The organism is Ponticaulis profundi (assembly GCF_042659465.1).
In the GTDB taxonomy this organism is placed as follows: Bacteria; Pseudomonadota; Alphaproteobacteria; order Caulobacterales; family Hyphomonadaceae; genus Ponticaulis; species Ponticaulis profundi.
The window spans coordinates 98,868-121,955 of sequence record NZ_JBHSSW010000066.1; the positions used below are offsets into that span (position 1 = coordinate 98,868).

At 54.1% G+C, this 23,088-nt stretch carries 21 protein-coding genes and 1 tRNA gene; 8 read left to right on the forward strand and 14 right to left on the reverse strand.

Going from position 1 to position 23,088, the window contains the following annotated elements:
- Positions 1–12: 12 nt before the first annotated feature.
- The 9 genes from ACFQDM_RS16460 to ccoN form a co-directional block, all read right to left on the reverse strand.
- A complete protein-coding gene (locus ACFQDM_RS16460; protein WP_377380965.1) occupies positions 13–2,361 on the reverse strand; it encodes a TonB-dependent receptor in 2,349 nt (782 codons plus the stop codon).
- A 209-nt stretch (positions 2,362–2,570) separates the two neighbouring features.
- Positions 2,571–2,720 (reverse strand): cbb3-type cytochrome oxidase assembly protein CcoS, encoded by a 150-nt coding sequence (gene ccoS, locus ACFQDM_RS16465; RefSeq protein WP_377380968.1) that lies wholly within the window; start codon positions 2,718–2,720, stop codon positions 2,571–2,573.
- Positions 2,717–4,918, reverse strand: a complete 2,202-nt coding sequence (locus ACFQDM_RS16470) for a heavy metal translocating P-type ATPase (RefSeq protein WP_377380971.1) — start codon at positions 4,916–4,918, stop codon at positions 2,717–2,719. Before ACFQDM_RS16470 ends, ccoS begins: the two co-directional genes overlap by 4 nt.
- Positions 4,906–5,397 (reverse strand): FixH family protein, encoded by a 492-nt coding sequence (locus ACFQDM_RS16475; protein ID WP_377380974.1) that lies wholly within the window; start codon positions 5,395–5,397, stop codon positions 4,906–4,908. Before ACFQDM_RS16475 ends, ACFQDM_RS16470 begins: the two co-directional genes overlap by 13 nt.
- Positions 5,398–5,399: 2 nt before the next feature.
- Entirely contained in the window at positions 5,400–6,833 is a 1,434-nt protein-coding gene (gene ccoG, locus ACFQDM_RS16480; protein WP_377380976.1) for a cytochrome c oxidase accessory protein CcoG, read from the reverse strand.
- A gap of 143 nt (positions 6,834–6,976) precedes the next feature.
- Positions 6,977–7,864 (reverse strand): cytochrome-c oxidase, cbb3-type subunit III, encoded by an 888-nt coding sequence (gene ccoP, locus ACFQDM_RS16485; RefSeq protein ID WP_377380979.1) that lies wholly within the window; start codon positions 7,862–7,864, stop codon positions 6,977–6,979.
- Positions 7,857–8,021, reverse strand: a complete 165-nt coding sequence (locus ACFQDM_RS16490; RefSeq protein WP_377380982.1) for a cbb3-type cytochrome c oxidase subunit 3 — start codon at positions 8,019–8,021, stop codon at positions 7,857–7,859. Before ACFQDM_RS16490 ends, ccoP begins: the two co-directional genes overlap by 8 nt.
- Positions 8,022–8,027: 6 nt before the next feature.
- Complete coding sequence (gene ccoO, locus ACFQDM_RS16495; protein WP_377380985.1) at positions 8,028–8,786, reverse strand: cytochrome-c oxidase, cbb3-type subunit II; 759 nt, start codon at positions 8,784–8,786, stop codon at positions 8,028–8,030.
- A gap of 11 nt (positions 8,787–8,797) precedes the next feature.
- A complete protein-coding gene (gene ccoN / locus ACFQDM_RS16500; RefSeq protein WP_377380987.1) occupies positions 8,798–10,486 on the reverse strand; it encodes a cytochrome-c oxidase, cbb3-type subunit I in 1,689 nt (562 codons plus the stop codon).
- 749 nt (positions 10,487–11,235) lie between these two features.
- Between ccoN and ACFQDM_RS16505 the strand changes: the two genes are divergently transcribed.
- Complete coding sequence (locus ACFQDM_RS16505) at positions 11,236–11,484, forward strand: hypothetical protein (RefSeq protein WP_377380989.1); 249 nt, start codon at positions 11,236–11,238, stop codon at positions 11,482–11,484.
- A gap of 76 nt (positions 11,485–11,560) precedes the next feature.
- Here ACFQDM_RS16505 and ACFQDM_RS16510 read toward each other — a convergent pair whose 3' ends face one another.
- From ACFQDM_RS16510 to ACFQDM_RS16520, 3 genes are all read right to left on the reverse strand, one after another.
- Entirely contained in the window at positions 11,561–12,136 is a 576-nt protein-coding gene (locus tag ACFQDM_RS16510) for a c-type cytochrome (protein WP_377380992.1), read from the reverse strand.
- A gap of 96 nt (positions 12,137–12,232) precedes the next feature.
- Positions 12,233–13,765: an acyl-CoA carboxylase subunit beta gene (locus tag ACFQDM_RS16515; RefSeq protein ID WP_377380995.1), complete on the reverse strand. Its 1,533-nt coding sequence runs from the start codon at positions 13,763–13,765 to the stop codon at positions 12,233–12,235.
- Positions 13,766–13,963: 198 nt separating this feature from the next.
- Positions 13,964–14,476, reverse strand: a complete 513-nt coding sequence (locus tag ACFQDM_RS16520; RefSeq protein WP_377380998.1) for a hypothetical protein — start codon at positions 14,474–14,476, stop codon at positions 13,964–13,966.
- A gap of 170 nt (positions 14,477–14,646) precedes the next feature.
- Between ACFQDM_RS16520 and ACFQDM_RS16525 the strand changes: the two genes are divergently transcribed.
- From ACFQDM_RS16525 to ACFQDM_RS16535, 3 genes are all read left to right on the forward strand, one after another.
- Positions 14,647–14,722: transfer RNA gene (locus ACFQDM_RS16525), tRNA-Trp, on the forward strand.
- Positions 14,723–14,923: 201 nt separating this feature from the next.
- Positions 14,924–15,901, forward strand: coding sequence for an NAD-dependent epimerase/dehydratase family protein (locus ACFQDM_RS16530; RefSeq protein WP_377381000.1), 978 nt, complete (start codon positions 14,924–14,926; stop codon positions 15,899–15,901).
- 104 nt (positions 15,902–16,005) lie between these two features.
- The gene (locus ACFQDM_RS16535) at positions 16,006–17,160 is read left to right on the forward strand and encodes a DegT/DnrJ/EryC1/StrS family aminotransferase (protein WP_377381002.1); all 1,155 of its coding nucleotides are present in this window, start codon (positions 16,006–16,008) and stop codon (positions 17,158–17,160) included.
- On the opposite strand, the gene ACFQDM_RS16540 is transcribed toward ACFQDM_RS16535, so the two are convergent.
- Positions 17,157–18,332, reverse strand: a complete 1,176-nt coding sequence (locus tag ACFQDM_RS16540) for a polysaccharide biosynthesis protein (RefSeq protein ID WP_377381005.1) — start codon at positions 18,330–18,332, stop codon at positions 17,157–17,159. The two genes, ACFQDM_RS16535 and ACFQDM_RS16540, sit on opposite strands and share 4 nt — an antisense overlap.
- Positions 18,333–18,548: 216 nt before the next feature.
- Here ACFQDM_RS16540 and ACFQDM_RS16545 point away from each other — a divergent pair, with 216 nt between their 5' ends.
- The 3 genes from ACFQDM_RS16545 to ACFQDM_RS16555 are packed head-to-tail and all read left to right on the forward strand — an operon-like array spanning position 18,549 to position 21,012.
- A complete protein-coding gene (locus tag ACFQDM_RS16545) occupies positions 18,549–19,364 on the forward strand; it encodes a nucleotidyltransferase family protein (RefSeq protein WP_377381006.1) in 816 nt (271 codons plus the stop codon).
- Positions 19,361–19,987: a histidine phosphatase family protein gene (locus ACFQDM_RS16550; RefSeq protein WP_377381009.1), complete on the forward strand. Its 627-nt coding sequence runs from the start codon at positions 19,361–19,363 to the stop codon at positions 19,985–19,987. Before ACFQDM_RS16545 ends, ACFQDM_RS16550 begins: the two co-directional genes overlap by 4 nt.
- Positions 19,988–20,037: 50 nt before the next feature.
- A complete protein-coding gene (locus ACFQDM_RS16555; protein ID WP_377381012.1) occupies positions 20,038–21,012 on the forward strand; it encodes a KpsF/GutQ family sugar-phosphate isomerase in 975 nt (324 codons plus the stop codon).
- Between the two features lie 12 nt (positions 21,013–21,024).
- Here the strand turns inward: ACFQDM_RS16555 and ACFQDM_RS16560 are convergent, their stop codons facing one another.
- Positions 21,025–21,942: a hypothetical protein gene (locus tag ACFQDM_RS16560; RefSeq protein ID WP_377381014.1), complete on the reverse strand. Its 918-nt coding sequence runs from the start codon at positions 21,940–21,942 to the stop codon at positions 21,025–21,027.
- Between the two features lie 145 nt (positions 21,943–22,087).
- Here ACFQDM_RS16560 and ACFQDM_RS16565 point away from each other — a divergent pair, with 145 nt between their 5' ends.
- Positions 22,088–23,086 (forward strand): glycosyltransferase family 2 protein, encoded by a 999-nt coding sequence (locus tag ACFQDM_RS16565; protein WP_377381016.1) that lies wholly within the window; start codon positions 22,088–22,090, stop codon positions 23,084–23,086.
- Positions 23,087–23,088: the final 2 nt, after the last annotated feature.

Below are 23,088 nucleotides of genomic sequence, written 5' to 3' on the forward strand. Positions count from 1 at the left end.
TTGGAGAAACGACTAGAATTCGAAGTCGACACCCAGAGTGACGGTGCGCGGATCGCCATAGAAGCCGGTCAGCGTACCTTCCAGCCCCAGAGTTGGGGTGTAGGTGCCATTGTTGTTGATGTTCACGAAGTTGTAGCCAGCAACGACATAGCGCTCATCCGTGAGGTTCTTACCTGTCAGGCTGACACCCCATTTGCCGCTTTCAGCTTCCCAGCGGATGGACGCATCCCAGAGCGCAAACGCTTCCTGGTCGAGGAATGGGTTTGGTGCCTCGAACTGGCTTGAGTCGCCACGGTATGAGATAAGCGTGTTCATCAGCAGATTGCCGTCATTGTTGGCAATCGTGAACGGTGTGTCGTAGGCGAGGCGCAGGCTGGCTGTCCAATCCGGCGTGTTCTGGATCACACGCTCGTCGGAAACGTCCTGACCCGTCGCATCGATGTACTCGTCATATTGAGCATCGAGGTAACCGATCGACCAGCTTGCATTGAAGAGGTCCTGATCATTGAAGACCGCTTCGGCAAACGTCGCAGAGCCTTCAAACTCAACACCCCAGATCGTTGCTGCACCGGCATTTGTTGTCACGCCGCTGAACGTGTCGCTGATGCCGTCGCCATCTGTGTCCAGACCAACAGAGCCAGGGACCTGGACGTCTTTGTAGTCAGAGTAGAAGCCGGCAATCGAGTAGTTCAGCTTGCCGCCAAATTGGCTCGCCTTGTAACCCACTTCATAGCTGTTCACTTCTTCCGGATCGAACTGCATGAAGTTGAAGACTTCGTCTTCAGAGACCGTGCCATCCTGGTTGAAGTCCGGCGCTGCTGTGGTCTGACCACGTGGGTCGAAACCGCCGCCTTTGAAGCCTTGAGCATAAGTCGCATAGACATTGCTTTCGTCCGTCAGGTCGTAAGCGACAGATACGCGAGGGCTGAAGTCATCAAAGTCTGCAGAGCCTTCGAAATCAGATGTGGTCGCGATGAGGATCGGGTTGCCACCAAAGAACTCAGAGAAGCCACCAATGTACTGACGACGTTTCACAACCGATGTACGGGTGTCTTCGGTGTAACGCGCGCCCAGTGTCAGGTGCAGACGGTCCGTGACGTCGTAGGTGAAGTCACCGAACAGAGACCAGGTTTCGGTGTTCACGTCACCGAAGGTCTGAGCGTTGAGGCCTGGAAGGCCAAGAAGCTGACCTGTCGTATCGATCAGAACGTCGAACACTGTCGAAGAATTCGCATCCAGATAATAGAAGCCAACCAGACCGTTCAGACGGTCACCAGAGTATTGAACCTGGAATTCTTCGGAGAACTGGTCGTTTTCATAGATGGCAGGTACGTCAATGTCGGCAGACTGAAGGCTGTCGAAGTCGATTGGCGATGTGCTCTCATCTTCGCGATACGCGATGATGTTTTTCAGCGTGAAACGGTCGTTCAGGCGGTATTCGCCAACGAGCGACATGCCATAGCCTTCCGCATCCTGTTCGATAACGTTCAGACCGGCACGTGTGTCGTAGACATCATCCAAGACCGGCGCACCAGAGATCTGGCCCGGAATAAAGCGGTGTCCCTGACGAGCGTTTGACGTGTCTTTCGTTGCATCTGCCGCGAAGCGCAGATCGAAGTCAGGTGTTACATCCCATTCTGCAGAGATGCGGCCAGACGTGACCTGCTTGTTGTAGTTGTCATCGCCTGTGACGAGGTTCTCACCAAAGCCGTCGCGAGAAAGAATCGCGAGCGAGCCGCCAACGCGGAACGTGTCTGCGAGTGGCAGGCTTCCGGTCAGGACCATGTCTTTCTGATTATAAGAACCGAGCGCGACACGGCCTTTGAACATTGGCTCTGTGTCGAGGCCGCGCGTGACGTATTTCACCGCGCCGCCAATGGTGTTCCGGCCGTAAAGCGTACCTTGTGGTCCGCGAAGAACCTCAATGCGCTCAACGTCAAAAACATCCAAAACTGCGCCTTGTGGACGGTTCAGATAGACGTCATCGAGATAAATACCGACACCTGCTTCAAAACCAGCGACCGGGTCTTGCTGACCGACGCCACGGATGAAAGCAGAAAGTGTCGTGTTCGTGCCGCGCGAGACTTCCAGCGTAACGTTTGGAGAGACCTTGGCGACTTCCGTCAGATCGGCAACGCCAAGCTCAGCCAGAAGCTCACCGTCGAATGCAGATACGGAAAGCGGCACGTCGAGCTGGCTTTGTTCGCGGCGCTGTGCGGTTACCTGGACCACACCAAAGCGGCGGTCAGCTTCTTCAGCGACTGGCGCTTCTGTTGCTTCTTGAGCAAAAGCAGCTGGAATTGGAGAGATTGCCGTAGAGGCAAGTGCGAGTAATGCGAAACGGGATGCGAGTTTAGACATCTTTCCCCCTAGTAGTTACGCGATCTTATGATGATCGCTTTTTCAACAGATGTTGAAGACATGCCTTTCGTAACGCGAGGTGTCAATCTCAACAGTTGATGAAGAGAGGGGGCTTTGGTCGAATAGCGATCAAGGCGTGACAAAAAAGTTGCACCCGACTTTTGTCGGGTGCGCATGATTTTCTTCAGGAATTGCCGTGAGATAGGCCCTTAAAGAGGGCGATCTTCGTCATGAAGAATACGTTCGGCAGCGCCGCTCGGGTCATCGAACTGACCCGTGCGCAGGGCCCACAAAAAGGTACCAAGACCGAGCAGGCCCATGCCAAGAGCAACGGGAATCAGAAACAAAAGTGCTGTCATGACAGTTTCCCCTTGTTCACTCGCAGCGCATTTACCGTCACCACAATCGAAGAACCGGACATGGCAATTGCGGCGATGAGCGGTGTCACAAGACCGGCAAGCGCAATTGGTACCGCGATCATGTTATAGATCACAGCCAGTCCGAAATTCTCCTTGATGCGGCCCTGCGCCGACTTGGCAATTTTCAGGACTTTGCCAATGGCGCTGAGATCCGGGCTCGAATAGACGCAGTCACTTGCTGTGCGGGCAGCGTCGAGGGCGCCGCCGGGAGCGAGTGCAGCGTGCGCTGAGGCCAGAGCGCCAGCATCGTTCAATCCATCACCGATCATCAGAACACGTTTGCCTTGGGCTGCGAGCTCTTCGACGCGCTGCGCTTTGTCGATAGGGGTTACGCCGCCTGACCAGTTTTCCATACCAAGCTGATCTGCGATTTTCTTCACCCGGTCGGGGTGGTCACCGGAGCAAATCTCGGCCGAGATGTTATTGGCGTTCAGGAAGTCCATCAGTGCATGACCGCCAGGCTTCAGCGCTTCTGACAGGCGGAGCGGTGCAGGGGGCTCCCCATCAATCCAGAACCAGAGATGGGCGTTTTCCGGAGGATCCTGCTCGCTGTGGCTGACCCACTCCCAGTTGCCGAGGCGCGCAGCGCGCCCCTCAATTTCACCAGACAGGCCAAGCCCCTTGTGTTCTTCGATTTGGTCCGCCATCGGGCCAGGGCAGGCGGCCTGTACGAGGGCGCGGGAAACAGGGTGGCGACTACCGCGCGCAAGCTGTGCCGCAAGATTGAGTGTATCGCGGCTTTCGTCAGTGGTTTCGACCACCGGCGTGAGCTCGGTCAGAGTACCTGTTTTGTCGAAGATAATGTGATCACAGGCAGCGATCCGCTCCAGCGCGTCACCTGATTTCAGGAAGGCATTGTTCTGATAGAGACGGCCAGCCGCAACAATCTGCACGACCGGCGCCGCCAGCGCGAGCGCGCATGGGCAGGTAATCACCAGGACGGAAATCGCTGTGAAGATCGCCGGACGCAATTCACCGGTTCCGATAAACCAACCGATGAAGGCGAGCGCTGCCAGCGTGTGAACAACGGGAACGTAAAGCTCGGCGGCTTTGTCCGCGATCTGGCGATATTTCGATCGCTTCTGTTCGCCAACATCGAGAAGCTTGCTGATTTCACCGATCAGAGAGTCGTCACTTGTTGCAGCAACGCTGACTTCAATCGGGCGAGCCAGATTGACGGTACCAGCATAAAGTCTTTCACCAGCGTGGGCGGCAATCGGCAGGCTCTCTCCGGTTACGAGGCTTGTATTAATGTCGGCCGATTCACTTACGAGAGTGACATCGACAGGCAGGCGCTCGCCCTTCGCAATAATAAGGGTATCACCGAGAGAAAGGTCTCGCGACGCGACGGTTTCCAGCGTGCCATCACTGTTTCGACGAGAAACGGTCACAGCCTGAAGCGCGGCAAGGTCGTCGGCTGCCTTATGTGCCTGACGTTGCAGTCTTGCTTCCAGAAAGCGACCAATCAACAGAAAGAACAGCAGCATGACGGCTGCATCAAAGTATGAGTGCTCGCCGTGATTGATGGTCTCGAAAACGCTGAATCCGGCTGAGAGTAGCACGGCGAGCGAGATCGGAACGTCCATATTGACGTTGCCGGTGCGTAGCGCCGACCAGGCTGACGTGAAAAATGGCCGTCCGGAAAAGGCGATGACCGGAAGCGCGATTGCGCCGGAAACCCAGTGCATCAGCGTACGGGTTTCATCGGACATTTCTCCAGCGCCGGCCCAGACCGATACGGACAGCAGCATGATGTTTGCTGCCGCAAAGCCAGCGACAGCCATCGCAGCTAGCAGGCTGCGCTCACGCTTGGCACGCGATGAATCAATCTGGTCTGGATCGAATGGTTTTGCCGGATAGCCGAGGCCATCAAGTGTCGTCACAACACGATCAGAATCGAACTGCGGATCAGTCCAGTCGACGACAAGTCGTCCCGTCGTCAGGTTCATACGGACCGTATCAATGCCTTCGAGTTCACGAAGGTTTTTCTCGATTTTGGCCAGGCAACCACCGCATTTTGCACCGGAAACGGCGAGCATAAGCTCCCGGCGATTACCCTTTGTTTTCACGTAGGGTTTTGTCGCATTCTGGTGATGAGATGGTTCGGCGTCGAAAGCGTTTGCTGTCAGGGTGTCCATGTCAGTGTCTTGTGAGCTGTTGCGGTTTCACCTTCGGGCGAAACGGCGGTCACTTCAATGCGCCAAATGCCCGCGTCCAGCTGTGGTAGGTCGACGCGGTAATGGCCCGGGACATCCGGAATGAGGTCAATCTGGCGTTGGCCGTCTTCGCTGGCAGGGCGTGTGATCATGGCGCTAACGTCCAGATTCACGATGGGTGTGCCGTCGGCGTCATACCAGTTCGTCAAAAGACGGGGCGTATCAGCTGATTGTGCAACCAGGCCAACCTCTGTGGACCAGCCAAGTGCAGCCTGACGCGCCTTGTCCTGCAGGGCATCGTTATAGTGGAGGCCCTGAACATAGGATTTCGGAACCTGCTCGCCGGGAAAGGTCTTCACTGCGAACACAGTGAAGACCACGTTGACGGCAATCATGATGCCGAAGAACACACCCAGAATGATGAGGACGTGCCATCCGTTCAACTTGCCAGTTTTTGTCATGACTATTTCTTTCCGGGACTAGAGAAGGGCACCAGGTTCACATCAGCTTCGCCGGTTTCCATATCAGTAGCAGCGATTCTCAGCTTTTCATTGCCTCTCAAGCCCTCGCGAGGCGCCTTGATGTGCAGCCGGAAGCGATCGACATGTTCACTCGGAACGGTCACAGCCATCTCGCCTGGGTCCTGTCCGACGATATCATATTCGATACCTTCAATACCAGAAATGCTGATTTCGATTTCCTTGTCGCCTGCACGTTTGTTCACGAGCTTGAGCGTGTAATTGTTCTGTACCCGGCCGTCAGAGAGTTGGACGAAGGATGGGGCACGGTCTTTCAGAACGTTCATTTCGAAGGTTGAGCGTGTCATCAGGCCGAACAGCATAAGCGCAGCAACCCCGAGAATGAGAACAGAATAGATAATCACGCGCGGACGCAGGAAGGTGAAGTGCTCAGGGCGACCGGCGGCACGAGCTTCGACATTGAAGTCCGTGTCATAGGCAATCAGGCCGGTCGGGCGATCAATCTTCTTCATGATGTCGTCGCAGGCATCGATACACAGCGCGCAGTGAATACACTCAAGCTGAGCGCCGTTACGGATATCAATCCCCATAGGGCAGGCCGTAACGCAGGCATTACAGTCAATACAGTCGCCGCGGCCTTCCCAGGTCTCGTTTTTCTTGTGGGCACCACGTGGCTCGCCGCGGTCATAGCGGTAGGTGACGTTGAGAGCGTTCTCATCTGTCATCGCGGCCTGGATGCGTGGCCATGGGCATAGATAGGTGCAGACCTGCTCGCGCATCGTACCCGCCAGGGAATAGGTGGTGAAGGTCAGGATCGCGACGAAGAAATAGGCTGTGGCATCTGCGGTACCGGTGAAGAAGTTCCGCATGAGATCCGGCGCATCGTGGAAATAGAATACCAGCGCGCCACCGGTTGCTGCTGCAATGATAAGCCAGACAAAGTGTTTGCCAGCCTTGCGCCAGATCTTGTTAAAGGTCCAAGGCGCGCGGTCGAGTTTGATGCGCTTGTTGCGGTCACCTTCAAACAGGCGTTCGACGGCAATATAGAGGTCGGTCCATACGGTTTGCGGGCAGGCATATCCACACCAGACACGTCCGAACAGGGAGGTGACCAGGAACAGGCCCAGCGCTGAAAGCACCAGAATGCCGGTGATGTAATAGACTTCCTGTGGCCAGATTTCGATCGGACCGAAATAGAACCGACCGCCGGCAAAATCGAACAGTACCGCCTGGTCAGGCGCGTTCGGACCACGGTTCCAGCGCAGCCATGGCAGGCCGTAATACACGGCCAGAGCCACAAACATGAAGATCCATTTGGCAGAACGAAACTTGCCATGGACGAGCTTTGGATAGACGGGCTCGCGCTTTTTATAAAGCGGCTGAGCGTCAGCAGGTGGGATTGGTTTATGCTTAGTCATTCCGCAATCGCTTTCAGCAGTAATATTTTAGAAGTCTCTAAAACAATGGTTCGATGGCGTCTTGATGGTGTGTTGTCACATGCGACCAAATGTCGAAGGCCCGGCATTTGCCGGGCCTTCCACGTTAAAACAGTTTGTTCAGATCAGGAAGGCTCGCCGCCGCCCAGAGAGTGAACATAGACGGCCAGTGCCTTGATCTGAGCGTCGTTATAGACTTCGCCCCAGGCAGGCATGGCGCTGTTACGCGCGTTGAAAATGGTGTTGTAGACCGTTTCAAACTCGCTGCCATACAGCCATTCAGCGTCTGTCAGATTCGGAGCACCCTGGAACTGGTCGCCCGTACCGTCTTCCATGTGGCAGGCAACGCACTGCATCTCGAAGACTTCCTTGCCCATTTCGGACTCTTCTGACGTCTCTTCGAGCCCAGACAGCGTGCGCACATAGTGAGCGGCGTTGCGAACTTCTTCAGGTGACAGCAATTGGTCGCGACCAAAAGCCGGCATCATGGAGAAGCGGGACTCGGCGTTTTCCTGACGAATACCGAACTCGATTGTGTGTTCGATTTCATCAATCGTGCCGCCCCAGAGCCACACGTCATCGACGAGGGTCGGGTAGCCAGGTGCGCCTTGTCCGCCAGAACCGTGGCAGGTTGCGCAACGGTCACCGAAGATGGACTCGCCGCTCGCCATGGCGAACTGAAGCAGGTTCTGATCATTGATGATGTCATCAAGAGATGCAGAGACCAGAGCTTCGCCCTGTTCGTCACGGGCTGCGTGCAGTTCCGCCATGTCTTCTGCCACAAGCGCGCGGTCAGAATGGTTGCGGATGCCCGGTGTGTTGGTTCCCATACCTGGCAAGGCAGGCCATGCCGGCATGAAGATCCAGTAGATGACGGCCCAGATGATGGATGCATAGAAAATGTACAGCCACCAGCGTGGAAGTGGATTGTTCAACTCCTTGATGCCGTCCCATTCGTGACCCGTCGTTTCGACGCCGGTAGCGGAATCAATGTCTTTTTCATGGTCACTCATTGATAGGCTCCTCATCAATCAGTGGAAGTTCGGCGGCTTGTTTGAATTTCGCGCCGTTGGAAGGCCACAGGGCGTATGCACACGCAGCGAGGAAGATCACCACGAAGTACATGAGGCCCCATGTCTGTGCGAAGCTGGAGAGGGTTTCGTAATTCATGCCCTGTTACCTCCGGTTTTGCAGATCGTCGGCTTCATAGGTCGAGAAGTCGACCAGAGTACCGAGCATTTGCATGTAGGCGATGAGTGCATCGAGTTCAGTGACTTTGGATGGGTCACCATCGAAGACACGGACATTGACCGTACCTTCACGACCAGATGCAGCCGTGTAGCGTTCCACCAGACCATCATAATCCTCTTCAGGATTTGCCTGAGCGACGAGGTCGAGCTTTGCATTCTCGATCATTTCGTCGGTGTAAGGCACGCCAAGTGTACGCAGAGCTTTCAGGTCGCCTTCAATTGAATCGAAGTTCAGAGGGCGGCCTTCCATGAATGCGTAAGGCGGCATGATGGATTCAGGTACCACAGAACGTGGGTCTTTCAGGTGGTCAACGTGCCAGCTGTCAGAGTACTTGCCGCCAACGCGGGCAAGGTCTGGGCCGGTCCGTTTGGAGCCCCACTGGAACGGGTGGTCATACATGCTCTCTGCAGCGAGAGAATAGTGACCATAGCGCTCCACCTCATCTCGCAGAGGACGCACCATCTGTGAGTGACAGACATAGCAGCCCTCACGGATGTAGATGTTACGTCCCGCAAGTTCGAGCGGCGTGTAAGGACGCATGCCATCTACCTTCTCAATGGTGTTCTTGAGGTAGAAGAGCGGTGCAATTTCCACGATCCCGCCGATAGCGACGACGACGAGAATACCCACCGTAAGGATCAGCGAGTGCTTCTCCAGGAATTTATGTTTATCGAACAAGGCCATTATAGGGTCTCCTATTCGGCAGGTGCGGTTTGAGTAGGGAAGTACGGTTTGCTCTCATTCATTGGAGCGTGCGCGTGGTCTTCCTCACCTTTTCTCGTTTTGCCTTTGGCCGTCATGAAGACGTTGAAAGACATGATCAGTGCGCCGACGAGATAGAGAACGCCGCCGAGTGCGCGAATGATGTACGAGATGTGCTTAGCTTCTACGGTCTCAACGAATGTGTATTCGAGGAAGCCGAATTCGTTGTAGGCACGCCACATCAGACCTTCCATGATACCAGATACCCACATGGATGTGATGTAGAGCAGGATACCAATGGTGGCGGTCCAGAAGTGCCATTCAACCAGCGTGTTGGAGTAGAGGCGATCGCGCTTCCACATCCATTGTGCCAGACAGTACAGCGCGCCGAATGAAATGAAGCCAACCCAGCCGAGTGCGCCAGAGTGCACGTGACCGATCGTCCAGTCTGTGTAGTGAGACAGTGAGTTCACAGCACGGACAGACATGAGCGGACCTTCAAAGGTCGACATGCCATAGAACGCCAGAGAAACGACCATCATACGAATGACAGGGTCTGTCCGGAGTTTGTCCCAGGCGCCTGCCAGTGTCATCAGACCGTTGATCATACCGCCCCAGCTTGGCATCCAGAGCATGATCGAGAAGGTCATGCCGAGGGTTTGAGCCCATTGCGGAAGTGCAGTGTAGTGCAGGTGGTGAGGACCAGCCCAGATATAGATGAAGATCAGCGCCCAGAAGTGCACGATGGACAGCCGGTATGAATAAACCGGACGTTCTGCGCGTTTCGGGATGTAGTAGTACATGATGGCGAGGAAGCCGGCCGTGAGGAAGAAGCCCACAGCGTTGTGGCCGTACCACCATTGTGTCAGCGCATCCTGAACACCTGAGAACGCAGAATAGCTCTTCGTACCAACAAAGCTCACAGGCAAGGCGAGGTTGTTGACGATGTGCAGCATGGCAATCGTGACGATGAACGCCAGATAAAACCAGTTTGCGACATAGATGTGCTGTTCCTTACGCTTCCAGATCGTGCCGAGGAAGACCAGTAGATAGGCGACCCAGACGACTGTCAGCCAGAGGTCTACATACCATTCAGGTTCCGCGTACTCTTTCGATTGGGAAACACCCATTACATAGCCGGTTGCCGCGAGCACGATGAAGGCCTGGTATCCCCAGAATACAAACCAGGGCCACATGCCGCCAGCCAGACGCGTCCGGCAGGTGCGCTGAACAACGTGGAAAGACGTTGCGATCAGAACGTTACCACCAAATGCGAAGATAACCGCTGATGTGTGGAGTGGACGAAGGCGTCCGAAGTTCAAAAATCCGAAATCCGGGAAGTACAGAATGTTTGGAAATGTCAGCTGTGCGGCGATGACCACACCAACCAGAATACCAACTACCCCCCAGAACATGGAAACGCCGACACCGAATTTGATAATCGTGTCGTCATATTCTCTCGGATCGAACAGGATGGGACGTTTGATGCCCGCTACCCAAAGGCAGAGAGCGGCGATTGCGACCATGCCGGCCAGGATGCCGACAGAGCCGTGAAGTTCCATATTGCGGTCAGAAGTCCATGCTGTCATCAGGACTGCCAGAAGGGTGAAAACACCCACGACAATTCCGACACTCAGCACACTGAAATCGACACGCGATGTCTTTAGTGTTGCGTTTGCCATAATGCCCCTCTGAGTTATACTCGAGTATGAAACAGCCAATCACACGCTTTGGCCACATTTGAAATGCGACTATTTGGCCCCACACAATGTGCGGGAATTATGCTAGACAACCCGCATTGGCTTTAAGAGAGACTGTTATGATTCGAGCAACTTACCTTTTACGGCAGCCGGTTGGGCTGTTCTCATTATCATCGGTCCTCGCTCTGGGTGGACTGGCTGTTCGGTCTTGTCACCCGGCATCTGAGGCGCTCATGATTCCGCTGTGTTCCGGACAGACAATGATGCTCGAAAGCGGTCAGTCGGGGCTTGTGCATTGCGCAGGGTGCTATGTGGCCGCAGCCGGGTTTGTGGGGCTTCTTGCGTCAGCGGGATGGAAGTATCTTTCACGCGGCTGACCCACTGGAAACCAGATATCAAAAAAGCCTCCGGATGTCCGTATCCGGAGGCTTTTTTGATAAGCTTTTTTGCCGACCACATCGTTCATCATGCTGAAGAGGGTTAATGTCTGCGGTCCGGCATGTTCAATTTCCAGCTGTCAGACGTGCGCTTTGCCGACCAAAACAAGTGACTTGCTGGAATATTTAATCAAATTTGCGGCTTGTTGATCGGATTTTGGGCGTAAATGCGCGCTGTGGAAAAACTCAAGCAATATTTTTTCCACAGTCAAACTGTTTTACAGTTGGAACCATTGCCAATCGAACGTGTTGAGCTCAATGTGGCAAAAGTTAGGTGGGAATGGGTGTGAGGATATGACAGACGTCGTTGTTCGAATCGATTTGGATGATAGCGCAGCGGAAACAAAACTCATTGAAGCAGTAGATCAATTTACGTTGAGCCGGTGTTCCAGTGCGTTCCCGGGGCAACAAGATGATGCACCGGATATTATGATCAAAACGATCCCTGACGGTGAAGTGGTTTGCAAGTCAGTGATCTTTCAGGACCAGAAATCAGCAGACGAGTTTCTCTATTTCTGGCGGCGGGCACGCCGAGTTGCCTGAGCGCGAATATACGGGGACAAACAAAAAAGCCTGGCTCGATATCGAGCCAGGCTTTTTTCATGAAAATCAGATTTGCCTATTCGGCTTCGTCGAGGCTTCCGCTTTCCAGCAGAAGATAGGCAATCACATCTCTGCGGTCATTTGGTCGGCGCAGACCTGCAAAGCTCATTCGATTGCCTGGGATATAGGCGCGCGGATTTTCCAGATACTTGTCCAGATGCTCCAGCGTCCATGTCATGCCGGATTCCTGCATGGCTTTGGAGTAGTTGAAGCTGTCTACAGCGCCAGCAGGACGATCGAGAATATCATGCAGATTCGGACCAACGCGATTGCCCGCATCCTTCTCGAGAAGGTGGCAGGTTGAGCATTGGCGGTAAATGCGAGCGCCTGTCGTCAGATCTGCTTCGTTATACGGAGCAGGCAGGGATGCCAGTCGTGGATCGATTTCAGCGGTCTCAACCGCAGCGTCGGCCGTATCCGGTGTTTCTGTTGGCGCTTCGGCCTGAGTTTCCGGCGTGGGCGTAACCTCTGGCGTGCTGGTTTCAGCTGGTGCAGGGGTGCTGGTTGTCGGCTGAGACGATGGCGTGTTGTCCGATCCACCGCAGGCGGCGAGGGTCAAAGCGAACACAGACGTCATCAAAAGGTTACGCATATCCAGTTCCTCAAATTCGGGCAGGACGCACTATGGCGCCGAATAGTCGTAAAATAAAAGCTGGCCACTTGCATGAAGCGGCCAGCCTGACCGCTTTTAAAGCGGAATGTTGTCGTGCTTTTTCGCAGGGTTGGTCACGTTCTTCGTTTTCAATTGACGAAGGGCGCGCGCAACACGCTTACGCGTGGAGTGCGGCATGATGATGTCGTCAATATAGCCTTTGCGAGCCGCAACGAACGGGTTGGCGAAGTTGTCTTCGTACTCTTTCGTTTTCTCGGCAATTTTCTCTTCATTGCCGAGATCGGAACGGAAGATGATCTCAACTGCGCCCTTGGCACCCATAACGGCGATTTCCGCTTTCGGCCACGCATAGTTGACGTCGCCGCGAAGGTGTTTGGAGCTCATCACGTCGTAAGCGCCACCATAAGCTTTGCGCGTGATGATAGTTACTTTCGGGACAGTTGCTTCAGCGTAAGCAAACAGAAGCTTGGCGCCGTGTTTGATGAGGCCGCCATATTCCTGCTTCGTGCCCGGCATGAAGCCTGGAACGTCGACGAAGGTCACAATCGGAATATTGAAGCAGTCGCAGAAGCGAACGAAACGAGCCGCTTTACGTGAGGCATCGATGTCGAGAACGCCGGCAAGGCTCATTGGCTGGTTGGCAACGAAGCCGACCGTCTGACCTTCCATTCGGCCAAAGCCGGTCAGGATGTTCATGCCGAAGTCTTTGCCGATCTCGAAGAAGTCACCTTCGTCTGCGACCTTCTCGATCAGCTCGCGCATGTCATACGGCTTGTTCGGGTTGTCCGGAACCAGCGTATCAAGCGATTCGTCAATGCGCTCTGGATTGTCGAAGCTCGGACGAGTCGGAGCACTTTCGCGGTTCGACAAGGGCAGAAAGTCGACGAGGCGGCGGATCTGTGTGAGCGCTTCGATATCGTTGTCGAAAGCGCCATCGACAACGCCGGATTTCGAGGAGTGCACGCGCGCGCCACCGAGGTCTTCGTGGCTGACGGTCTCGTTTGTAACCGTTTTCACGACGTCAGGCCCGGTGACATACATGTAGGATGTATCTTTCACCATGAAGATGAAGTCGGTCATGGCTGGTGAATAGACGTCGCCACCTGCGCATGGCCCCATAATGACCGAGATCTGTGGGATCACGCCCGAAGAGAGCACATTCTCCATGAAGATGTCGGCATAGCCTGCAAGGCTGTCGACGCCTTCCTGGATGCGGGCGCCACCAGCATCAAACAGGCCGATAACTGGCGCGCCGTTCTTGGCGGCAGCCTTCTGAACTTTCACGATCTTCGCAGCGTGCGCCTTCGAAAGCGAACCACCGAACACGGTGAAGTCTTTAGAGAAGACATACACGAGGCGACCGTTCACAGTACCCCAGCCGGTGACAACGCCGTCGCCTGGAGTTTTCTGTTCCGACATACCGAAGTCATTGCAGGTATGTTCGACGAACATATCCCATTCTTCGAAAGAGCCTTCGTCGAGCAGCAGCTCGATGCGCTCACGCGCTGTGAGCTTTCCTTTTTCGTGTTGGCGGTCGATCCGTTTCTGACCACCACCAATGCGTGCCTGCTCGCGCTTGGCTTCCAACGCTTCGAGAATGTCTTTCATGGCTAGCCCCTGGCATTTCCTTCTTTTTGGACACTGATATAGGGACGGCAGGGAATGGCAAGGTGGGAAGTAAAAAACTGATACTTTTGTGAAAACGTCCATTCGCTGGGCAGTTATGGCAATTTTCAGTCCTCGCGTAGCGTCAATCACCCGGAGGTTTTCTCCGGGCAGTCTGCTTTCTACTCCATCAGCCGGAGTTTAACGCCAATACGCATAACGCTTATTTGGATTGATATATGGGTTGCTTGCGCGAAGCTTTCGTTTTGCTTGCTGCACGTTGAAATCCAAATCTGTAACCCGACCGCGCTGAACGGTGCAGCTTGAAGCGATGCGAACCATTTGTCCGCGGTGTGAGACCTGCACTGGCGCCTCAATGCGGATGCCACCTCTTCGGACGCGGTCAATGCTCATGCGGCGTCCATAGTCGGCGTGGACATGTGGTGCTCTGAACGCAAAGTCAGTCTGGCGCGAGATGGCGCGCTCGCATAATGCGATGGCTTCACGTGTTTTCCAGTTCCTATTGTTTTTGTATCCGGACGTCTGACCATAGTGGGGCTTGTCGGATTTGTGCGCAAAGGTGACCGAAGCAGGTGTGCGGTTCGGCGATACCAACGTTTCCTTCAGGCTCGTGTCTGCAAGCGCTGTTGGGGTGAGGAGAGTGGCTGCAGCCAACGCTGCAGAAACCGCTCCGGTCTTTATGATATGCTTCATCATGAAATGAGCCTGGCAGCTTTCTCTTGAGTGAGCGCTGAATGCGGCAAGGCGCTTGCATTCATGATTTCATCGCGGGGGCTTCAGTGTGATCGGGTAAAAAGTATAATTCCTGACCTTAGAGTCTTGCACCGTCGATCATTTCAGACTAACAGCTCCCTTCTGGCCTTAGGGGTATAGCTCAGTTGGTAGAGCATCGGTCTCCAAAACCGAGGGTCGGGAGTTCGAGTCTCTCTGCCCCTGCCAGGCCTTAGCCATCATATTGACCTGCTTGGCGAACTGCTTTCTTCCTGATTTTTATTCGCTCAAAATAGTCAGCTTTTTTGTTGTCTGTTATGACTGCGACTATGCTTTTGAGCATATTAGCAAAGACGCTTTGAGCCCGGCTATCGATTGGTTAGGGAAAGCGCTTTATATTTGAACGAAGGTTCGGAGTTAGCTGACAGCATGAAGTGTATCGTTACCGGAGCGGCAGGTTTCATCGGTTACCACCTGTGTGAAAAACTGCTCTCTGAAGGGTATGAAGTTGTCGGCATCGACAATCTGAACACATATTATGCGACGTCGTTGAAGCAGGCGCGGCTCGACCGGCTCGAGGCTCACAAGAATTTCCGTTTCTATCTGGTGGATATCGCTGAATATGGCGCGCTCGCGGCGCTGCCAGATCGCAAAGACGTTGATGTGTTCGTTCATCTTGCTGCTCAGGCCGGTGTGCGTAATTCGCTTGTGAATCCATTCGATTATGTGCAGTCAAACCTCGTGGGGCAGGTGTCTATGCTGGAATTCTGCCGGCATGCCCCGAAGCTGCAGCGGATCGTCTATGCGTCATCCAGCTCGGTCTATGGTGATGAGCACAACCCGCCATTCCATGAAGATGTTCGCATCAGTCAGCCCAAATCGCTGTATGCAGCCACGAAAGCCGCTGATGAGCTTCTGAGCGCGAGCTATTCGTCCCTGTTCGATATTCCGCAGATCGGTCTGCGATTCTTCACCGTTTATGGCGCGTGGGGACGCCCGGACATGGCCTATTGGATTTTTGCAGATAAAATCCTCAAGGGCGAGCCGATCCAGGTGTTCAACCATGGCAAAATGCGCCGGGACTTTACCTATATTGACGATATCATTGCAGGCCTGATGGCAACCATCACCCAGCAGGTGGATTTCACGCCCGGGCAACCGCCGCACAAGCTCTATAACATTGGCAACAACCGTCCGATCCAGCTCATGAAGATGATTGAGACGATTGAAGATGCGCTTGGCATCGAGGCCCAGAAAGACTTCCTTCCGATGCAGGCTGGCGACGTGAAGGACACCTGCGCTGACATTTCCGCGATTCAGAACGATTTCGGCTTTCAGGCATCCACGCCTCTGGAAGTGGGGCTGCCGAAGTTTGTTGAATGGTTCCGCGACTATCGGAACGGTTAGGTATCCCAGTGCGCTTTGTTTGAAATGTTTCGGAATGCTTTGTGCGTGGCGCAGGGCGTTCGAACGCGATAGAGCACGCACAAATCAATCAAGGAGCCTGTTTGATGCAGTTCATTGACCTTCAAGCTCAGCGTAAGCGGATCGAAACTCAGGTAAACGAGGCGATTTCCAACGTGCTCACGCACGGCATGTATGTGATGGGACCGGAAGTCCGCAGCTTTGAAGCAAGTCTTGCAGAATTTTCAAATGCAAAGCATGCGCTTGGGTGCGGGAACGGAACGGACGCTCTGGCCCTGCCTCTCATGGCCTGGGGTGTTGGTGCAGGTGATGCCGTTTTCTGTCCGAGCTTCACATTTTGCGCGACAGCTGAAGTTGTGCCGTGGGTTGGCGCGGAACCTGTCTTCGTCGATATCCTGCCGGACACGTTCAATATGGATCCGGATCATCTCGAGAAAGCAATTCAGGCCGTTCAGGCAGAAGGTCGTCTGACGCCAAAAGTGATCATCGCTGTCGACTTGTTCGGACAGAGTGCAGATTACCCGAAAATTCGCGAAATCGCGGACAGGTATGGTCTGAAGCTCATTGCCGATAGTGCGCAAGGGTTCGGTACGACCCTGAACGGTAAACACCCGTCAGACTTTGCAGATGTTGCGACGACGAGCTTTTTCCCTGCCAAACCTCTTGGCTGTTATGGCGATGGCGGCGCGGTTCTGACAAATGATGATCAGCAGGCTGAGCTCATCGATAGCGTGCGTGTGCACGGCAAGGTGACCCCTTCGGATCTGAAGGGGGTAAGCTTTGAGCACGACCCGAAATATTTCAATATGCGCATCGGTCTGAACTCACGTCTCGACACGATCCAGGCGGCAATTCTGATTGAGAAGCTCAATATTTTTGCTGAAGAGATTGAGCTGCGCAACAAGGTTGCTGACCGCTACGCGGAAGGCCTGAGCGGTGTTGTGAAAGCCGTTCCGCAGGTCATGGGAGGCGTGATTTCGACCTGGGCGCAATATGTGATCGAACACGAGAACCGCGACGGTTTGCAGGCGCATCTGCGAGGACAGGATGTCCCGACCGCTGTGTATTATCCTGTCCCTATGCATGTGAATGGAGCCTATGCAGACTTCGGACAGGGACCTGGCGGATTGCCCGTGACAGAGGCAAAGGCGGCGACGGTCCTGGCGCTGCCAATGCATCCTTATCTTTCCGAAGCAGATCAGGATAGGGTTATCGAAGCGATCCGTAGCTTTAACGGCTAGATTCGATCGTCCAAACGCTTTGCCGATGAAATATGCGCGTCGGCAAAGCGTGGCTCCAGGTCTGCGATTTGTTGCTTCAGAGCATCGAGTGACAGCTGATCCGCAGAGCGCCCCGCCATCCAGTCGGTGAAGTGCTCGAGACTCGCCTCGACCTCCGATGCGGTCAAACCGGATTGATAGGGAATGCGCAGCAAGGCGTGAAACTTGCTGAGCTCCGGAGTTTCTCCGTCGCCTGCAAATTCCTCATATGGCTTTTCACCCGCGGTATCAGCGGGCGTGAGAATTAGCGGCCATTTGCCTTGTTCGGCGAGCGCATTCACACTCGCTTTTGCATCATTTTCTTCTTCTAGCGTGAAAACGTCGGCATCATACCCATTTGCCGAGAGAAAGCGTCTGGCAATTTCTTCGACTGGAATGAGGTGTTCCTCGGGCGCGAGCCGAGGAATCAATATGCGCTCTGATTCTCCCAGAATGGCGGCAAGCAGGCAGAGTTCGCCAGCTTCCTGCATACTGATGAAGTAGCGGCTGATCCCGATGGGGGCGGCCAGTGGAACTCGCTGACGCATTCGATCAGCGAAACTTTCAAGCAGCGAGCCATTTGAGTAAGCCACATTGGCAAAACGTGCAGACACTTTGCGGCCCGTCAGTTTTTCGGACGCTTTGGAATTGAACACCACGTGTTCCATTAGCCGCTTTGTGGCTCCCATGAAGGAAACAGGATTGGCTGCTTTATCTGTCGATACGGTGAAATAGTCAGCCGTGGGACTGATATCTGCGATCCATGATAAAAATCGCGCTTGCTTGAGCACGTTGGCATCAATCAGGGCGAGCGCTGAAATTGCATCTTTTTCCGTTCTTACATGCTTCAGGGCGGCGAAGTTCAGAATGAAGTCAAACGGTGGATGGTCCTGAAAATACAGTCGTCCGAGTTCCGACGCATAGTCGAAAGGCAGGGTTGTCAGGGCCCGTGGTATAGGCGGTTCCGGCGCAGACCGGAATGTGCGCGTCAAATTCGCCAGCGCGTTTTCATTCTGGTCAATGATAACGAGTTCGTCCAACGGGTATCTGGCAAGTTCATTGACGGTCGCCGATCCGATTGAGCCAGCACCACCAATCACGCATACGCGCGCTTTATGAAGTGCCTGCTGTAGTTCTTTTTCGTGCCGACGCATGTCATCTGCAAAAAGGGAAATGTCGCGATCGGTGGCAATTTGATCCGGGCAAACAATCATCGGCTCTTACATCCTGTCGTCGAACTGCTGATCTTCTTGGCACAGAAAGTCAGGATTGGACACTGCGACGCTTTTCCTGCGCACGCCTCTTGCGAAGTTCTGCGCACCGCTTCAGAACGACGTTGAATGCAAATGGTTTCCCGGAAGGTTTCGTCCATGCTGAGTCAGTCTCCAGCCATGTCCTATCGGATTCAGGGAGAGCAACTGGACATTGAAGACATTCTTTCCAAAACGGCATCCACAAGACTGACGGGGCCTGCGCGCAGTGAGCTCGTGGTTCTGATGGCTGGCGGTTTTGGACGGCGCATGATGCCGTTGACGAAGGATGTACCCAAACCGCTTTTGCCAATCGCAGATCACCCAATGCTGGAGCACATCATGTGCCAGATGATCCAGCAGGGGTTTGCACGCTTCAAACTATCTGTGCGTCATATGGCCGATCAGCTGAAGGCCCATTTTGGCGATGGTTCCAAATGGGGCGTCGAGATAGGTTACATTGATGAGCCTGAAGCGCTGGGCACTGCTGGCGGGCTATCATTGCTCGATCCTGTCCCGGAAGAGCCGATCATTGTTGCAAACGCAGATCTCATTACCGATCTGGATTATCGAAAAGTCATTGATGCGCATAAGGCATCGAGCGCGGCCTTGACCATGTGCACGCGAGAAGCTGCTTTCCAGGTTCCGTATGGGGTTGTTTATAGTGATACTCAGCGGGTTAGCCGGGTTGAGGAAAAGCCGACGCAATCTGTTACGATCAGTGCGGGCATGTATGTGTTGTCTCCGCAAGTGCTGAACGCGATGGCACATGCTGAAGTCATCGACATGCCGGACTTTATTCAAAGGCTGATCGGTCAGGGGGCGCATATTGCGGCACTGCCGATTTCGGATCGCTGGGTGGATGTCGGGCGGCGCGAGACCTATCAGAGACTTCTCGATTATCTGGATGACAAATCCGGTGAGGGGGAAACATGAAACTGATACTTGCAAGGCATGGCAATACTTTCGGCCCCGGTGATACGCCGGTCTGGGTCGGTGCGAAGGAAGACTACCCGCTCGTCGAGAAAGGCCTGCAGCAGGCGCACGACATGGCGGCGGCCATCAAGCGTATGAAACTGAAGCCGGACGCAATCATAGCCGGTCCGCTTCTCAGAACCAAAGTTGGTGCAGAGATTATCTCTCAGGACCTCGGTTTCGAGGGAGGAATCCGGATTGATGAGCGCCTCAAGGAAATTGACTATGGCAGCTGGGGCGGCAAGTCAGACGATGAAGTTGAAGCGCTCTTCGGCGCTGAGGTGATTGACGACTGGAGAGAGCGAACCATTCGTCCGGCCGGCGCGGACTGGGCTCCGGACGAGCAGACTCTCAGAGCAAACGCTGAGGGTGTTCTGAGCGATGTTTTGTCTGAATACCAGAGTGCGTCCTGTGTTCTGCTCATTACGTCGAATGGCAATTTGCGTTTCTTCCACACCGCACTATATGACGGCGATCAAACTGCGCCGTCACCTAAGGTCAAAACAGGGCATTTTTGCTTGGCTGATGTTGATGATGGCGTAATTCATCCGCGACTCTGGAACGTCGCGCCAAACGATATCTGATCTGTCGGAGTGCTGCTTTGGTATTTCCGGGAGTGATCAAGGATTAAGCCATGAGCGAAGCAGCAGACCGCATTCTTTCCGCACTCAAACGTACCATCGCTGTTGAGATAGACGGTATGACGGCTCTGGAAGAGTCGCTGGGCGATGAGGCGATCCGGGTTGTCGAATGTCTCTCCAGGACGAAGGGGCGCCTGGCATGTGCGGGTGTCGGCAAATCGGGGCACGTCGCCCGCAAGATTGCTGCAACGCTGGCGTCGACCGGTACGCAGGCTTATTTTGTTCACCCGGCAGAAGCCAGTCATGGCGATCTCGGCATGATCTCGACAGATGATGCCGTGCTGGCACTATCGAAATCAGGTGAGACAAAGGAATTGTCAGACCTGATTGCCTATTGTCGCCGTTTTTCTGTGCCCTTGATTGGCATGACGATGGAGGCTGATAGTGCCCTCGGTCGTGCGTCAGACTATCTCTTGCTGGTTCCGAATGCTGCTGAAGCCTGTGGTGAAACACGAGCACCCACAACGTCCACAACCCTGATGATGGCGCTTGGTGACGCGCTCGCGGTTGCACTGATCGAAAAACGTGGTTTCACGGCAGAAGACTTCAAGCGCTATCATCCGGGTGGATCACTGGGCGCTGCGCTGACAAGCGCGAAGGAGCTCATGCATTCAGGTGATGAGATGCCGCTGGTTGAGACGGGCACCAGCGTTCCCGATGCTGTCGCGGAGTTAAGCCGCAAGGGGTTCGGTTGTATGGGCATTGTGTCGTCTCAGGGTGCGCTGATTGGTATCATCACGGATGGTGATCTACGTCGTCATCTTTCAGCCGATTTGCCGAGCAAATCTGTTGATGAGATCATGACGAAAAGCCCGGTGACCATTGCTGCCGATGTGTTGGCAGCAGATGTTCTGCGCCAAATGACAAGCGGGTCGAAAAAGCTGACACAGATCTTCGTCACTGATGCGGACAACAAACCCGTTGGCTTCATTCACATGCACGACTTGTTGAAGATTGGTGTCTCCTAGGCGCTGGGCCGCCTATTTGAATTCCACGCGCTCCTGCGAGAAGAAGAACAAAGACTCGGTGTCGGCATCAATCGATTGTGCATCCGTTGAAAGAAGCGTTCGCATGGCTTTCTTGCGGTTATCGAGGCCGTATAGAAAGTCACGCTCAATAAGATCCTTCGTGCCGGCCGCGTCGACCTGGTTCTTGATCTGCGAGAAAATTTCGACGGAGCCCGCGAGCGAAATCGCTTCATAGGCAATCTTGCTGGCAATCTTCTGATCAATATTCTGATAAGCGAGCTGGTCGAACATCGTCTCTTTGCTCTTGCAGATATAGTCGACCTCTTCACGATAGTCCGGATGGCGGAGATAATAGTTCTTGAAGGACATCATCTCCTGATCGATCAGCTGGATGGATTCTTCGCTGAGACCGTCTTCGACAATGATGATGTCGATGTCGGATCCGTTCACCATTTCCCCGATTGCAGCGACCTCGCGTGGTTCGCGGTGGGCAAGGAAATAGGCAATGTCACCGGCCAGAAAAGCGCAGAGCAGGTGATGTTCCTCGCGGGGAATCTTGCGCATGATCTGACGCAGAATGTTTCGCGCAATCTGAGTTTTCTCCATGCTGACCACGCGGTGGTGATTGGACAACAGAACCTGTCGATCGATGACTTGCTCGCGTTGCCCTGGCAGGGAGAACAGTGTGAAGGACAGGAAGTCGCGCAGGATTGACGGGCTCAGCCGGATCGAATCTTCCCGCGTGATATCGTAGCGAAGATAGTAGCGTGAAAAGTGCGAGATCATGATCTCGTCACAGGTGAAGCAGGCTTGCCAGAGCTGCAGATAATTCTTGTCCGGATGATGCTCGACGAGTTCTTTACCCAGCATGGGGCCATTTTCCCGAATGCTGGCAATTACGGCGGCGTGCAATGCTTCCAGATATGTCATGGTGCCTTAACCTGAAGGTGAGTCTTTATCGCTGTTAAACATGATTCAGCTAAGATCGGCCTAAGCAAGCCGATGGAATATGTAAGACCGTAGCTGGACCGGTCGTAGAAGCATCGCGTAGAGGGCAGGGGAAGAGGGGAGTATCTTGCTGGAAGAACCGTTTTTTTCCGTCATCATCGTCAATTACAATGCCGGCGCGTATTTGCAGCAGTGCGTAAACTCGCTTGTCGGGCAGACCTTCACGCGCTTTGAAACCTGGATCGTGGATAATGATTCTCATGATGGATCGATGGAAACACTCGATCTGTCAGAACTGATTTCATCTCAGGTTATCATGATGAGGCGCAATTCCGGATTTGCAGAAGGCAACAATGTTGCTGCGCGACGCGCGAACGGCAAATGGATTGTGCTCTTGAATGCAGATGCCGTGGCAGAGCCAGACTGGCTTCAGGTGCTCCACGATGCCATTGCGAAATATCCGGAGACAGCGATGTTCGCTTCAACGCAGCTGCGTATGGAAGAGAAAGGGCTGCTTGATGGTGTTGGCGACGGGTATTCGGCTTATGGATTTCCGTGGCGTGGCGGCTATCTTAAGCCGGTTTCAAGCAAGCCGGACTTTGTCGGCGAGTGTTTTGGCCCCTGCGGTGCTGGCGCCATCTACCGCAAGGATGTCTTCCTGAAGCATGATGGCTTTGATGAGCGCTATTTTTGTTATGTCGAAGATGTCGATCTTTCTTTCCGACTGCGTTTGGATGGAGAGCACTGTCTGTTCCTTCCAGATGCGATCATACATCACAAAGGCGGCGGACTGGCTGGAGAAGAGAGCGAGTTTTCCGTTTTTCACGGGTCACGAAACCGGGTCTGGACATATGTCGGAAACATGCCGGCTGCGCTCTTGGCGCTGACCTTACCGGCACATCTTGGTCTGACAGCCTTTCTGATCCTAAAACATTTTGGCAAACCGTATAGTCGATACGTCTGGAGAGGTACCAAGGCGGGCTGGGCAGACGCTTTGTCATTTCGACGCGAGCGAAAAGCTCTGCGTAAGAATCGTAAAATCAGTATCGCCACACTTTGCCGCGCTCTGACCTGGAACATCTTCAAGGTGTCTGCACATGGCTCGGCGGTACAAAAAAGGCGCTGACC

What these genes read in the sequence shown, in the direction of transcription:
- ACFQDM_RS16520 (WP_377380998.1), bottom strand. Translation starts at nt 14,476, where the DNA reads ATGAAGCATATCATAAAGACCGGAGCGGTTTCTGCAGCGTTGGCTGCA.
- ACFQDM_RS16555 (WP_377381012.1), top strand. Translation starts at nt 20,038, where the DNA reads ATGAGCGAAGCAGCAGACCGCATTCTTTCCGCACTCAAACGTACCATC.
- ACFQDM_RS16475 (WP_377380974.1), bottom strand. Translation starts at nt 5,397, where the DNA reads ATGACAAAAACTGGCAAGTTGAACGGATGGCACGTCCTCATCATTCTG.
- ccoP (WP_377380979.1), bottom strand. Translation starts at nt 7,864, where the DNA reads ATGAGTGACCATGAAAAAGACATTGATTCCGCTACCGGCGTCGAAACG.
- ACFQDM_RS16470 (WP_377380971.1), bottom strand. Translation starts at nt 4,918, where the DNA reads ATGGACACCCTGACAGCAAACGCTTTCGACGCCGAACCATCTCATCAC.
- ACFQDM_RS16505 (WP_377380989.1), top strand. Translation starts at nt 11,236, where the DNA reads ATGACAGACGTCGTTGTTCGAATCGATTTGGATGATAGCGCAGCGGAA.
- ACFQDM_RS16510 (WP_377380992.1), bottom strand. Translation starts at nt 12,136, where the DNA reads ATGCGTAACCTTTTGATGACGTCTGTGTTCGCTTTGACCCTCGCCGCC.
- ACFQDM_RS16515 (WP_377380995.1), bottom strand. Translation starts at nt 13,765, where the DNA reads ATGAAAGACATTCTCGAAGCGTTGGAAGCCAAGCGCGAGCAGGCACGC.
- ccoN (WP_377380987.1), bottom strand. Translation starts at nt 10,486, where the DNA reads ATGGCAAACGCAACACTAAAGACATCGCGTGTCGATTTCAGTGTGCTG.
- ACFQDM_RS16540 (WP_377381005.1), bottom strand. Translation starts at nt 18,332, where the DNA reads ATGCGTCGGCACGAAAAAGAACTACAGCAGGCACTTCATAAAGCGCGC.
- ACFQDM_RS16535 (WP_377381002.1), top strand. Translation starts at nt 16,006, where the DNA reads ATGCAGTTCATTGACCTTCAAGCTCAGCGTAAGCGGATCGAAACTCAG.
- ccoO (WP_377380985.1), bottom strand. Translation starts at nt 8,786, where the DNA reads ATGGCCTTGTTCGATAAACATAAATTCCTGGAGAAGCACTCGCTGATC.
- ACFQDM_RS16490 (WP_377380982.1), bottom strand. Translation starts at nt 8,021, where the DNA reads ATGAATTACGAAACCCTCTCCAGCTTCGCACAGACATGGGGCCTCATG.
- ccoG (WP_377380976.1), bottom strand. Translation starts at nt 6,833, where the DNA reads ATGACTAAGCATAAACCAATCCCACCTGCTGACGCTCAGCCGCTTTAT.
- ACFQDM_RS16460 (WP_377380965.1), bottom strand. Translation starts at nt 2,361, where the DNA reads ATGTCTAAACTCGCATCCCGTTTCGCATTACTCGCACTTGCCTCTACG.
- ccoS (WP_377380968.1), bottom strand. Translation starts at nt 2,720, where the DNA reads ATGACAGCACTTTTGTTTCTGATTCCCGTTGCTCTTGGCATGGGCCTG.
- ACFQDM_RS16550 (WP_377381009.1), top strand. Translation starts at nt 19,361, where the DNA reads ATGAAACTGATACTTGCAAGGCATGGCAATACTTTCGGCCCCGGTGAT.
- ACFQDM_RS16560 (WP_377381014.1), bottom strand. Translation starts at nt 21,942, where the DNA reads ATGACATATCTGGAAGCATTGCACGCCGCCGTAATTGCCAGCATTCGG.
- ACFQDM_RS16530 (WP_377381000.1), top strand. Translation starts at nt 14,924, where the DNA reads ATGAAGTGTATCGTTACCGGAGCGGCAGGTTTCATCGGTTACCACCTG.
- ACFQDM_RS16545 (WP_377381006.1), top strand. Translation starts at nt 18,549, where the DNA reads ATGCTGAGTCAGTCTCCAGCCATGTCCTATCGGATTCAGGGAGAGCAA.